At 68.1% G+C, this 11,481-nt stretch carries 13 protein-coding genes; 9 read left to right on the top strand and 4 right to left on the bottom strand.

Translation table 11 applies throughout. The annotated features are described in order from the left end of the window. The first annotated feature begins 300 nt into the window (after nucleotides 1–300). The 3 genes from ACFE87_RS23845 (at nucleotide 301) to ACFE87_RS23835 (ending at nucleotide 2,181) form a co-directional block, all read left to right on the top strand. Nucleotides 301–627, top strand: a complete 327-nt coding sequence (locus ACFE87_RS23845) for a DUF1476 domain-containing protein (protein ID WP_375462152.1) — start codon at nucleotides 301–303, stop codon at nucleotides 625–627. 32 nt (nucleotides 628–659) lie between these two features. Next, entirely contained in the window at nucleotides 660–1,343 is a 684-nt protein-coding gene (locus ACFE87_RS23840) for a zinc metallopeptidase (protein WP_375462151.1), read from the top strand. Nucleotides 1,344–1,407: 64 nt separating this feature from the next. Then, entirely contained in the window at nucleotides 1,408–2,181 is a 774-nt protein-coding gene (locus tag ACFE87_RS23835) for an HpcH/HpaI aldolase/citrate lyase family protein (protein WP_375462150.1), read from the top strand. Between the two features lie 96 nt (nucleotides 2,182–2,277). Here ACFE87_RS23835 and ACFE87_RS23830 read toward each other — a convergent pair whose 3' ends face one another. Next, a complete protein-coding gene (locus ACFE87_RS23830) occupies nucleotides 2,278–3,546 on the bottom strand; it encodes a pilus assembly protein TadG-related protein (RefSeq protein ID WP_375462149.1) in 1,269 nt (422 codons plus the stop codon). A 153-nt stretch (nucleotides 3,547–3,699) separates the two neighbouring features. Here ACFE87_RS23830 and purL point away from each other — a divergent pair, with 153 nt between their 5' ends. From purL to grxD, 5 genes are read left to right on the top strand one after another with little or no spacing between them, the layout of a single operon-like run. Beyond that, complete coding sequence (purL, locus tag ACFE87_RS23825; RefSeq protein WP_375462148.1) at nucleotides 3,700–5,940, top strand: phosphoribosylformylglycinamidine synthase subunit PurL; 2,241 nt, start codon at nucleotides 3,700–3,702, stop codon at nucleotides 5,938–5,940. A gap of 12 nt (nucleotides 5,941–5,952) precedes the next feature. Continuing rightward, nucleotides 5,953–6,189: a BolA family protein gene (locus ACFE87_RS23820; protein ID WP_375462147.1), complete on the top strand. Its 237-nt coding sequence runs from the start codon at nucleotides 5,953–5,955 to the stop codon at nucleotides 6,187–6,189. 23 nt (nucleotides 6,190–6,212) lie between these two features. Continuing rightward, complete coding sequence (locus ACFE87_RS23815) at nucleotides 6,213–6,701, top strand: DUF29 domain-containing protein (RefSeq protein WP_375462146.1); 489 nt, start codon at nucleotides 6,213–6,215, stop codon at nucleotides 6,699–6,701. Continuing rightward, on the top strand, nucleotides 6,698–7,249 hold the full coding sequence (locus ACFE87_RS23810) for a DUF29 family protein (protein WP_375462145.1): 552 nt from the start codon (nucleotides 6,698–6,700) through the stop codon (nucleotides 7,247–7,249). Before ACFE87_RS23815 ends, ACFE87_RS23810 begins: the two co-directional genes overlap by 4 nt. A 3-nt stretch (nucleotides 7,250–7,252) precedes the next feature. Next, entirely contained in the window at nucleotides 7,253–7,588 is a 336-nt protein-coding gene (grxD, locus tag ACFE87_RS23805; RefSeq protein WP_375462144.1) for a Grx4 family monothiol glutaredoxin, read from the top strand. A gap of 9 nt (nucleotides 7,589–7,597) precedes the next feature. Here grxD and ACFE87_RS23800 read toward each other — a convergent pair whose 3' ends face one another. Beyond that, on the bottom strand, nucleotides 7,598–9,391 hold the full coding sequence (locus ACFE87_RS23800) for an ABC transporter transmembrane domain-containing protein (protein WP_375462143.1): 1,794 nt from the start codon (nucleotides 9,389–9,391) through the stop codon (nucleotides 7,598–7,600). 180 nt (nucleotides 9,392–9,571) lie between these two features. Here ACFE87_RS23800 and rpmE point away from each other — a divergent pair, with 180 nt between their 5' ends. Next, nucleotides 9,572–9,850 carry a 50S ribosomal protein L31 gene (gene rpmE / locus ACFE87_RS23795; protein ID WP_375462142.1) on the top strand — a complete coding sequence of 93 codons (279 nt, stop codon included), beginning with the start codon at nucleotides 9,572–9,574 and terminating at the stop codon, nucleotides 9,848–9,850. A 232-nt stretch (nucleotides 9,851–10,082) separates the two neighbouring features. Here the strand turns inward: rpmE and ACFE87_RS23790 are convergent, their stop codons facing one another. Both ACFE87_RS23790 and ACFE87_RS23785 read right to left on the bottom strand, forming a co-directional pair. Beyond that, nucleotides 10,083–11,078, bottom strand: coding sequence for a branched-chain amino acid ABC transporter permease (locus ACFE87_RS23790; RefSeq protein WP_375462141.1), 996 nt, complete (start codon nucleotides 11,076–11,078; stop codon nucleotides 10,083–10,085). Further along, a partial coding sequence (locus tag ACFE87_RS23785) for a branched-chain amino acid ABC transporter permease (RefSeq protein ID WP_375462140.1) occupies nucleotides 11,078–11,481 on the bottom strand: 404 nt, incomplete at its 5' end. The genes ACFE87_RS23790 and ACFE87_RS23785, both read right to left, overlap by 1 nt.

The following is an 11,481-nucleotide window of genomic DNA, read 5'->3' as shown; positions in this document are numbered from 1 at the left end:
CCCTCGTAGATGCGACGGCGGCGATTCATGGGCGTGTACCGTGGTTTGAGGAAATCCATCGGGGGCCGGGGCTCCTTCGCATGACGTGGTCCGCGGCGCGTCCGCCATCGCATCGCGAGGCGTCCGCTATGGCCGGAACCTAGACGATCGGCCGAGGGCGCACAACGCGGCGCCGCCTGGCTGCACATCTATGGTGCGGCGCCACGCGTGTTCCAAGGCTTTGCAAAAGCTTGGCCGCAGCCACATATCGCATCCGCTCCCGCCCGACCGGGCGGTCCGCAGCAGGAGGATTACCGGCTCATGGCTCAGTTCGACGATCGCCGCGACGGCTTCGAGAAGAAGTTCGCCCATGACGAGGAACTGCGCTTCAAGGCCAGCGCCCGGCGCAACAAGGCGCTCGGCATGTGGGTCGCGGAGCGGCTCGGCCATTCTGGCCCGGAGGCCGACGCTTATGCGAAGTCGGTCGTGATGGCCGATTTCGAGGAAGCCGGCGATACGGACGTGCTCCGCAAGGTGAAGGCCGACCTCGACGTCGCCGGGGTCGAGGCGAGCGAGGCCTCGATCCGGGCCAAGATGGACGAACTGATGGCCAAGGCCGTCGAGGACATCCAGGGCGCGCGGACCTAGCCTCTCGCGACGGCAATTCGGGGACGCTTCCGTTGGTCGTCCTCGTCGCGCTCGCGGTGGTCGCTCTCGCGGTCCTGATCCTCGGGCCGCAAATGTGGGTGCACCGGACGCTAGCCGCGCATGCGGGCGACCGGACCGACCTGCCGGGTACCGGCGCGGAACTCGCCCGGCACCTTCTCGATCTCGGCGGGCTCACGGACGTGCCCGTCGAGCGCGTCGCGAAGGGCGCCGACCATTACGACCCGCAGGCCCGTCGCGTCTGCCTCGGTCCCGAGGCGCATGACACCCGCTCGGTGACCGGGATCGCGGTCGCCGCGCACGAGGCCGGCCACGCCTTCCAGCATGCCGACGGCGACCGCCTCCTCGCGTGGCGCATCGCGCTCGCGCCGGTGGTGCGCGGGATCGAGATCGTGGCCGCCGTCGTCCTGAGCCTGGCACCGCTCACCTTCGCGCTCGTAAAGTCGCCCGTCGCGGTCGGGCTGCAGATCGGCCTTGCCGTCCTGCTGATGACCTCGCGCGTGGTCGTCCACCTTCTCACCCTGCCGGTCGAACTCGACGCGAGTTTCGGCCGTGCATTGCCGATCCTGGAGCGGGGCGGCTATCTCGCCGGCCCGGACCTCACTGCCGCCCGCTCGGTCCTCCGGGCGGCCGCCATGACCTATGTCGCTTCCGCGCTCGCGACCCTGCTCAACGTCGTGCGATGGTTCCGGCTGTAGAGCGGCCGTTGACAAGCCGGCGTCGGTCGTGCGGTGGCACATCGAACCACAGGAAAGGCGCGGCATGTCCTCCGTCGAAGCGCTCGCGACCGCTCTCCGCTCCGAAACACCCGTCTTCTCCGCCTGGTGCGGGCTGCCGGAACCGGCTGTCGCCGGTATCCTGGCCCGCGAGCCGGGCTATGGCTGCGTCGTCGTCGACATGCAGCACGGGATGGTGGACGCGCTCACCGCCATCCGGGCGATCCCGCTCGTCGCGGCGGCCGGCAAGCCCTGCCTGCCCCGCATCCCCGTCGGCGACTTCGCGACCGCCTCCCGCCTCCTCGACGCCGGCGCGTCCGGCATCATCGCGCCCATGATCAACACCGTCGAGGATGCCCGCGCCTTCGCGTCGGCCACGAAATACCCGCCGGTCGGCGGTCGCAGCTGGGGCCCGCATGCCGCACTTCCGCTCAGCGGGCGGGACGGGGCCGGCTATTTCACCGATGCGAACGGCATCTCGGTCACCTTCGCCATGATCGAGACCCGGGAGGCGCTGGGCGGCATCGACGACATCCTGGCGGTCGACGGGATCGATGCGATCTTCATCGGCCCCTTCGACCTCTCGATCGCGCTCTCGAACGGGTCGGCCATCGCGCCGGACGGCGACGAGGTGAACCGGGCGATCGACCATGCACTGGTCCGGGCCCGCGCGGCCGGGAAACGGGCCGGCATCTACGCCGCGAGCGGCGAACGGGCCCGCCATTTCGCGGGCCTCGGCTTCGACCTCGTCGCGATCGGCAGCGACACCGCCTTCATGAGCGCCGGCGCCGCCTCCATGCTGGCGGCCGCGACCGCTTAGATCCGCTCATCCCCGGCGCAAGCCGGGATCCAGCCCCGCCGTGGACCCCGGCTTGCGCCGGGGTGAGCGGGGATGGCTGTACCAGCGAATTCGCGGTCAGTGGGTGAGGCGGGCGCCCGTGATCGCGTCGGTGATCCGCTTGAAGGCCGCCTCGAGATCCGCCTTGCTCTGTACGTTGAAATAATTCTTCGAAGACGACGCGCAGGCTTTGAGGAGCTTTCCGTCGCCCTTCTCGAGCCGGATGGTGAAGACCTCCACCCCGGCATCCTTCACGGTCGTGCAGGTGCTGGCGGTGTTCTTGTCGACCGCCGTCTCGTCGTTCGAGAGGCTGCCGTTCAGGTGATAGAAGTTGTTGTCGCCGTCGGTCAGGATAACCATGTATTTCTTGACGGTCGGATCGGCCGAGGGCGCCCCTTCGCTGAAAGGCTCGGAGCGGGTGAGCGTCGTCAGCCCCCAGATCGTGCCGAGCGCGACGTTGGTGTAGCCGCGGGGCGTCATCGACTCGATCGTGGCGTTCAGCCGGTCGAAATCCGACTTGCCGTAGAGCGACGTCAGGGGCTGGACGGCGGCGAGCCGCCCGCCGGAGGTCCGCAGGCTCTTCAGCACGGGCTCGGTCTTGTATTCGGTCTCGACCGCGACCGGGAAGAGCGTGTCGGGCCTGGTCAGGTCAGGGGCCCGATCGGACAGGGCGTACGAGCCGTAGCGATCGAAGACGTAACCCTTCCAGTCTTCCCGGTCGGTGACGGGGTTCTTCCAGCGGAACCAGGGCTTGTTGCGGTAGGTATTGGCGTCGAGCCGCACCTCGGTGTCGAAGGGAACGATCGAGACCTTCATCGTGTCGTGCTGGTTCGCGACGTCCCGGAGGTCGCGGAGCAGCGTCTTCGCCGCGCTCTGGAGGGCGTCGATCTTGCGGCCGCCCGTGATGTCGTCGGCCATGGACCCCGTATTGTCGAGGACGAGCGCAAGTTCCGCCTTCGTCTGGACGGCCTCGCCCCGAGCGCCGATCTGCACAGTGTTCTGCCCGAGGACCTGCATGAAGGCGTTCCGGACCGTGGCGCTCAACTCGACGGTCACGCGGCTGCCATCCCGCCGGATGACCGGGGTGCCGAGCGTCACGTGATCCTTGGTCGCGAACATCGACCCGATCAGCGTCGTTGCCCGGGCCTGCACATTCGCCGTGGACGGCTCCCGCAGGAGGCTCAGCGCTACTGCGTCGACGGCGAGCTGCAACTTCGTCATCTCGTTCGCAGCCCGGCTGTAATCCACCGCGGCGCCGACGAAGCCGATGAGGGGGATCGCAGCGAAGCCGAAGATCGTCGCGACCGAGCCCCGTTGATCCGACTTGAAACGCTTGAACACGCTCATCTGCCCCTCCTCGATCGTCACGTCCGCCTGCGGGGCGTCAGGCGCGAGCGGCGTGCCAGGGCGGAATGTGCCAGATCGGGACGGAAGGGGCTTCGTTGCGTCGGGATGTCTTAACCGCTAAGGCCCGCCACCTGCGGTGAGGCAGAGGAGTTCATGGTCGCGAGCGACATCCCGATCACCCCGGACCTCGTCCGGCAGCACGGCCTGACCGACGACGAGTATCGCCGCTTCACGGACCTGATCGGCCGGGAGCCGACGCTCGTCGAGCTCGGCATCGTCTCGGCGATGTGGAACGAGCATTGCTCCTACAAATCCTCGCGCCTGCATCTGAAGACGCTGCCGACCGAGGCGCCCTGGGTCATCCAGGGCCCGGGCGAGAATGCCGGCGTGATCGATATCGGCGACGGCGACGCCTGCGTCTTCAAGATGGAATCGCACAACCACCCGTCCTTCATCGAGCCCTACCAGGGCGCGGCGACGGGGGTGGGCGGCATCCTGCGCGACGTCTTCACCATGGGCGGGCGGCCGATCGCGGCCCTGAACGCACTGCGCTTCGGCGCGCCCGACCACCCCCGCACGCGCCACCTCGTCTCGGGCGTGGTCGCCGGCATCGGGGGCTACGGCAATTCCTTCGGGGTGCCGACGGTCGGGGGCGCGACCGGCTTCCACACCCGCTACGACGGCAACATCCTGGTCAACGCGATGGCCGTCGGCATCGCCCGGACGGACCAGATCTTCTACGCGGCCGCAACTGGCGTCGGGAATCCGATCGTCTATCTCGGCTCGAAGACCGGCCGCGACGGCATCCACGGCGCCACCATGGCGTCCGCCGCCTTCGACGACCAATCGGCCGAGAAGCGCCCGACCGTGCAGGTCGGCGATCCCTTCGCCGAGAAGCTGCTGCTCGAAGCCTGTCTCGAGCTGATGCAATCGGGCTCGGTCCTGGCGATCCAGGACATGGGCGCGGCCGGCCTGACCTGCTCGGCGGTCGAGATGGGCGCGAAGGGCGATCTCGGCGTCGAGCTTGACCTCGACGCGGTGCCGACCCGCGAGGCCGGCATGACGGCCTACGAGATGATGCTGTCGGAAAGCCAGGAGCGCATGCTCATGGTGCTCGACCCTGCGAGGGAAGACGAGGCCGCCGCGATCTTCCGGAAGTGGAATCTCGATTTCGCGGTGATCGGCCGGACCACCGACACGCTCCGTTTCGTCGTGAAGCACGGGGGCGAGACCGTCGCCGACCTGCCGATCAAGGAACTGGGCGACCTCGCCCCGATCTACGACCGGCCACATCTCGCCAACACGTACGAGCCCGTGATCGCGCCGGAGAGCGTCGAGTCCCCCGTGTCCAACAGCGAGGCGTTGCTGCGCCTCGTCGGCTCGCCCGACCTCTGCTCGAAGCGCTGGGTCTGGGAGCAATACGACCACCTCATCGGCGGCAACACGGTCGGCGGGCCGGGCGGCGACGCCGCGCTCGTTCGGGTCGGGGACGGGCCGAAAGGGCTCGCGCTGACCGTCGACGTCACGCCGCGCTATTGCGAGGCCGATCCGGTCGAGGGCGGCCGCCAGGCGGTGGCCGAAGCCTATCGCAACATCACGGCGATCGGCGGGCTGCCGCTCGCCGTGACCGACAACCTGAATTTCGGCAATCCCGAGCGCCCGGAGACGATGGGGCAGCTCGTCGGCTGCATCCAGGGCATCGGCGAGGCCTGCCGGGCGCTCGACTTCCCGGTCGTGTCCGGGAACGTGTCCCTCTACAACGAGACGAACGGGCGCGGCATCCTGCCGACCCCGACGATCGGCGGCGTCGGGCTCGTCGACGACGTCTCCGTCCGGGCCTCGATCCCGTTCCGGCGCGAGGGCGAGGCCGTGATCGTGCTCGGCGCCACGGCGGGCTGGCTCGGGCAGTCGCTCTACCTGCGCGACGTCTGCGGACGGGAGGAGGGCGCGCCGCCCCCGGTCGACCTAGCGGCCGAGCGCCGGACGGGCGATTTCGTCCGGGCGCTGATCCGGGCCGGCCGGACCGACACGGTTCATGACGTGGCCGATGGTGGGATCGCGGTCGCAGTGGCCGAGATGGCCATGGCGGGCGGGATCGGCATCGCCCTCCAGGCGCGCGACATGCCGTCGACCGTGCCTCTCACGGCCTTCCTGTTCGGGGAGGACGGCGCGCGCTACGTCGTGACCTGTCCGAGCGAGCAGATGTTCGATCTCCGCCGCGAGGCGACCGAGGCCGGGATCGCGAACTGGTATCTCGGCATGACGGGCGGCATCGAGATCGGGCTTCCGGGCGAGGAGCCGATCGCGATCGCGACCCTCGTCAATGCCCACGAGGGCTGGCTGCCGGATTACATGGCCGGCCCGGCTGATGCGAAGACGGCCGAAGCGGCCTGAGGAGCGCACGACATGGCGATGGATGCGGGCGAGATCGAGCGGATGATCAAGGAGGCCCTTCCCGACGCCGCGGTCGAGATCCGCGACCTCGCGGGCGACGGCGACCATTACGCCGCGACCGTCACCTCGGCCTCCTTCCGGGGCAAGAGCCGGGTGCAGCAGCACCAGCTCGTCTACGCCGCGCTGGGCGGCCGCATGGGCGGCGTGCTCCACGCGCTTGCGCTGACGACGGTCGCGCCGCAGGATTGAGGGGCTGCCACGCGGTCTGGCCCATGGATTTCGCGACGCTCTACGAAGAGGATATCGAGACCTGGGCCGAGATCCAGGTCGCGGCTCTGCGGCGGTTGGCGGCCATCCCCGGTCCTTGGTCGAACGTGATCGACTGGGAGAATGTGATCGAGGAGATCGACGACTTGTCGTCCGACCGCAAGGCCGCCGAGAGCCTGCTCAGGAATGCGTTCGCCCACTTGCTGAAGGCAGCAGCCGATCCGGACTCGCTGGCCGTGCGGCGCTGGCGTGTCGACACCTCCGACTTTCTCGATCAGGCCAGGGTCAAGCTCAAGAACTCGATGCGACAGCGTCTGGACCTGGACCGCGTCTGGATGGACGCCAGAGATGCAGCGACCAACAGCCTCAAGGAGTATGACCGGGCGTTGCCGCCGGACATACCTCGGTCATGTCCCTTCAGCTTCGACGACATCCGGGCCTTGGATCCGGACGTGGATCTGACGGCGTTGCTACTCCGACGGCGACGTCCTTGACGTCCCTGTACGCGACCGATCTCGTCCTCTGGTCGGAGCAGCAGGCCGCCGCTTTGCGCCAGCTAGCGGGAACCCATGTCGAGGTCGACTGGGAACGGATCGCGAAGCGCCTGGACGATGCCGGGCATCGAGCGCTGGCGCGTGTGGAGGCTGCCCTTCGCGCGATGTTGGCGCAGGCCATTGCCGGCTACTGCGATCCGGGCTCTCTCTCGCGGCGGGAGCGTGCCGAACGCGTGCTCTTTGCCAAGAGCGCCATCGATGGCGAGGTCGGTCCGACTCTGCGACGTCGCCTCGACCTCGACCGCCTCTGGCAAGAGGGGTTCGATCTCGCGGTTGCGGATCTTGGCCAGGAGCTCAAGGCCCGGAAGGCTCTGGGTCTGATCGTCGATCCGGATGCGACCGGCATTCAGGTCCCGCCCGGCATACCCCGTGCCTGCCCCTTCACGCTCGACGAACTCCTGGCCGCGGACTTCACTTACGACCGGGCCGTGGAGCAGCTATATATTCGGTTGACCACATGGCGGCCGAAGGCCGCGAGGGAAGCTTGAGCCATGACCGACGCCCATACCCTGATCGACACCGAGGTGAAGTCGAACGACGTCGTGCTGTTCATGAAGGGCACGCCGCAATTCCCGCAATGCGGTTTCTCCGGACAGGTGGTGCAGATCCTGAACCATGTTGGCGTGCCCTATAAGGGCGTGAACGTGCTCGAGGACGCGGCCATCCGGGACGGCATCAAGGCCTATTCCAACTGGCCGACCATCCCGCAGCTCTACGTGAAGGGCGAGTTCGTCGGCGGCTGCGACATCACCCGCGAGATGTTCCAGGCCGGCGAACTGCAGCAGCTCCTGGCCGAGAAGGGCCTGGTCGCGAAGTCGGCGGCCTGAAACGCTCGGCTAACCGGCCGCGTCGCTCGAGACGGCCAAAGCGTCGCCGAATTGCAGCGCGGCGAGGCGGGCATAGAGGCCGCCACGTCGGGTAAGGGCGTCATGCGTGCCCTCCTCGACGATGGCACCGTCGTCCATGACCAGGATCCGGTCGGCTGACCGGACCGTGGCGAGCCGGTGCGCCACGACGAGGCTCGTGCGGCCCGACATCAGCCGGTCGAGCGCGACCTGGACGGAATGCTCGCTTTCCGCGTCGAGGGCCGAGGTCGCCTCGTCGAGGAGTAGGATCGGTGCGTCCTTCAGGACGGCGCGCGCGATCGCGATGCGTTGGCGCTGGCCGCCGGACAGCGTGACGCCGCGCTCTCCGATCGCCGTCCGGTAGCCGTCCGGCATGTCCGTGATGAAACCATGCGCGGCCGCCGCCTCGGCGGCGCGCCGCACGTCGGCCTCCGTCGCATCCGGCCGGCCGTAACGGATGTTGTCGAGGACCGAACCCATGAAGATCGTGGGCTCCTGCGAGACGAAGGCGATCCGGCGCCGAAGCTCGGCCGGGTCGATCTCCGTCAGCGGCAGGCCGTCCACGAGGATGCGGCCGCTCTCCGGGTCGTAGAAGCGCAAGAGGAGCTGGAAGACCGTGCTCTTGCCGGCGCCGGAGGGCCCGACCAGCGCGACCCGCTCGCCGGCCCGGACATCGAAGGAGACGTCCCGCAGGGATTGCGTGTCCCGCGCCGGATAGCGGAAGCGGATGCGGTCGAACCGCACCGTTCCGAGGGCCGGTTCGGGCATCGGTCTCGGCCGCTCCGGCCGTGCGATCAGCGACTGCGAGCCGAGGATCTCGCCCAATCGTTCGGCGGATCCGGCCGCGGCCGAGAGTTCGCCATAGACCTCGGAGAGCTGGCCGAGCGAACTCGCGGCGAAGACGGCGTAGAGCACGAATTGGGACAGGCGTCCGCTCGACATCTGGCCGGACAGGACGTCCTGCGCGCCGTACCAGAGAACGGCGACGACGCTCGACGAGACGAGGAAGATCACGGCGCCGGTCAGGGCCGCCCGGGCCTGGGACGAACTCCGGGCCGCGACATAGGCGCCCTCGGCGGCCTCGGCGAAGCGGGACGCGGTCAGACGCTCCATTCCGAAGGCCTGCATGGTGCGGATCGCGCCGACGGCTTCGGCCGCATAGGCGGACGCGTCGGCCAGCCGGTCCTGCGCCTGCCGGGAGCGACGCTGCACCGCCCGGCCGGAGAGCACCAGCGGCAGGACGATCAGCGGGATCGCCAGGATCACGAGGCCGGAGAGTTTCGGGCTCGTCACGATCATCATGGCGAGCGCGCCGATGAAGAGGGCGATGTTGCGGAGCGCCATCGAGATCGAGACGCCGAAGGCGGATTTCACCTGGGTCGTGTCGGCGGTGAGGCGCGAGACGAGCTCGCCGGAGCGGGAGGCGTCGAAGAAGGCGGGATCGAGCGAGGTGAGCCGGGCAAAGACGGCCCCGCGCAGATCCGCCACGATCCGCTCGCCGAGCGTCGCCACGAGATAGAAACGGAGCGCGCTCGCGATCGCGATCGCCCCAACGACCCCGACCAGAACGGCGAAATAGGCGTCGATCAGCCCGCCATCCCGGTCCGAGAAGCCGTTGTCGATGACGCGGCGGGCGGCGATCGGAAGCGCGAGCGTCGAGGCTGACGCGACCACGAGCGCACACAGCGCGGCCGCGATGCGGCCCTTGTAGCGCAGTCCGAACGGGATGAGGGGCTTCAGCGAACGCAGCGACGCGCGTGACCGATCCTGCGAAATGGGCGCCATGACCTCACATCTACCGGGGCGGCCGAAAGGCTGCGGCGCGGCGTCCGACCGGGTGTGTCCGCCTCAGCATTGCTTGTCACCTCCGGGCGTCTGCGTTATAGCGCCGCCATCCGAGATATGAAGACGGACGCTGTCGCCTGGGTTCGCGAACCCGGCTCCGTTCGCGAAAGGCACGCCCCCATGGCTGAGAACAATCAAAAGGCCATCAAGGTCGAGAAGCGGGAAAAGGGCGCGACCGTCCACCCGGATTATCACTTCATCAAGGTCGTGATGACGAACGGGACCGACTTCACGACCCGCTCGACGATGGGCAAGGCGGGCGACACGCTCAATCTCGACATCGACCCGAACACCCATCCGGCCTGGACCGGCGGCCAGCAGCAGCTGCTCGACCGCGGCGGCCGCCTGTCGCGCTTCAACAACCGCTTCGGCGGCATGTTCGCGGCCAAGAAGGACTGACGCGCCCGACGGGCGCTCGGCGCCGGCCGGCGGCTTCCCGCATCCCGGGGCGGCTCGCGCCCTCGAAGCACGACCCGATGAGCCTCGACGCGCGCGTTTTTCGAGGACCGGCTTTGCCGGACACCTCAGGACGAGGGTCGTGGTGGATCCACCTCCCTCTCCCTCATGCTGAGGTGCGAGCGTCAGCAAGCCTCGAAGCACGCACGGCGCTCAAGCCCCGGCGGATGATCCGTCAGAGGGAACGTTTCGTCATGCGTGCGATCAGGCCGACGATGCCCTCCCGGAAGGCGAGCACGCAGACGACGAAGATCACGCCCTGCACGACGAGAACCCAGGCCCCGAAGGTCGCCAGGTAGTTCTCCATGGCGATGATCACGGCCGCGCCGATCATCGGTCCGAAGACCGTGCCCAGGCCTCCTACCAGCGTCATCAACACGACCTCGCCCGACATCGGCCAGTTGACGTCGGTCAACGAGGCGAGTTGGAAGACGATCGCCTTGGTGGCGCCGGCGAGAGAGGCGAGGGCCGTCGAGAGAACGAAGATCAGAAGCTTGTACTGGTTGACCCGGTAGCCGAGCGAGATCGCGCGCGGCTCGTTGTCCCGGATCGCCTTCATGACCTGCCCGAAGGGCGAATGGATGATCCGGTAGATCACGCCGAGGCCGAAGAGGAAGATCGCGGCGACGACGTAATAGAGGGTGAAATCGTTCGCGAGATTGATCACGCCGAACAGGTAGCCGCGCGGCACTGCCTGGATGCCGTCCTCGCCGCCCGTGAACGGGGCCTGGAGCGAGAAGAAGTAGATCATCTGGGCGAGGGCCAGCGTGATCATCGAGAAGTAGATGCCCTGCCGCCGGATGGCGAGCGCGCCGAACACCAATCCGAGCGCCGTCCCGACGAGCGTGCCCAGGAGGATCGCGAGTTCGGGCGTGAGGCCCCACATCTTCGCCGAATAGGCCGCGATGTAGGAGGCCATGCCGAAATAGGCGGCATGGCCGAAGGACATCAGCCCGCCGAAACCCAGCAGCAGGTTGAAGGCGCTGGCGAAGAGCGCGAAACACAGCACCTTCATCAGGAAGACGGGATAGAGCAGGAAGGGCGCGACCAGCAGCACCACGACGAGCCCGGCGAAGATCATCCGGTGCAGGGCCGCGGTGCCCCGCGGTTCGGGCCGAACCGCCTCGATCGGCGCCTCGAGGGGCTTTTCGGCCAACGACACGTTCGCCATCAATTGGCTCTCCCGAACAGGCCTGCCGGTTTCACCAGCAGGACCAGCACCATCACGACGAAGATGACGGTTGCCGACGCCTGTGGGTAGATGACCTTGGTGAGCCCCTCGACGAGGCCGAGGGAAAAGCCCGTCACGATCGCGCCCAGGATCGAACCCATCCCGCCGATGACCACGACGGCGAAGACGACGATGATAAGATTCTCGCCCATATTCGGGTTCACGGAATAGATCGGGGCGGCCAGCACCCCGGCGATGGCGGCCAGAGCCACGCCGAAGCCGTAGGTGAGCGTGATGAGCAGGGGCACGTTGACGCCGAAGGCCTCCACCAGCGTCGGGTTCTCCGTCGCGGCCCGCAGATAGGCGCCGAGCTTCGTCTTCTCGATGACGAACCAGGTGGCGA

Origin of the sequence: uncultured Enterovirga sp. (assembly GCF_964242715.1) — a bacterium.
GTDB lineage: Bacteria > Pseudomonadota > Alphaproteobacteria > Rhizobiales > Beijerinckiaceae > Enterovirga.
This window is presented reverse-complemented; position numbering and strand designations above follow the sequence as displayed.

Coding starts and splice junctions, on each gene's coding strand:
- ACFE87_RS23845 (WP_375462152.1), top strand. CDS start 301: ATGGCTCAGTTCGACGATCGCCGCGACGGCTTCGAGAAGAAGTTCGCC.
- ACFE87_RS23835 (WP_375462150.1), top strand. CDS start 1,408: ATGTCCTCCGTCGAAGCGCTCGCGACCGCTCTCCGCTCCGAAACACCC.
- ACFE87_RS23830 (WP_375462149.1), bottom strand. CDS start 3,546: ATGAGCGTGTTCAAGCGTTTCAAGTCGGATCAACGGGGCTCGGTCGCG.
- purL (WP_375462148.1), top strand. CDS start 3,700: ATGGTCGCGAGCGACATCCCGATCACCCCGGACCTCGTCCGGCAGCAC.
- ACFE87_RS23820 (WP_375462147.1), top strand. CDS start 5,953: ATGGCGATGGATGCGGGCGAGATCGAGCGGATGATCAAGGAGGCCCTT.
- ACFE87_RS23815 (WP_375462146.1), top strand. CDS start 6,213: ATGGATTTCGCGACGCTCTACGAAGAGGATATCGAGACCTGGGCCGAG.
- grxD (WP_375462144.1), top strand. CDS start 7,253: ATGACCGACGCCCATACCCTGATCGACACCGAGGTGAAGTCGAACGAC.
- ACFE87_RS23800 (WP_375462143.1), bottom strand. CDS start 9,391: ATGGCGCCCATTTCGCAGGATCGGTCACGCGCGTCGCTGCGTTCGCTG.
- rpmE (WP_375462142.1), top strand. CDS start 9,572: ATGGCTGAGAACAATCAAAAGGCCATCAAGGTCGAGAAGCGGGAAAAG.
- ACFE87_RS23790 (WP_375462141.1), bottom strand. CDS start 11,078: ATGGCGAACGTGTCGTTGGCCGAAAAGCCCCTCGAGGCGCCGATCGAG.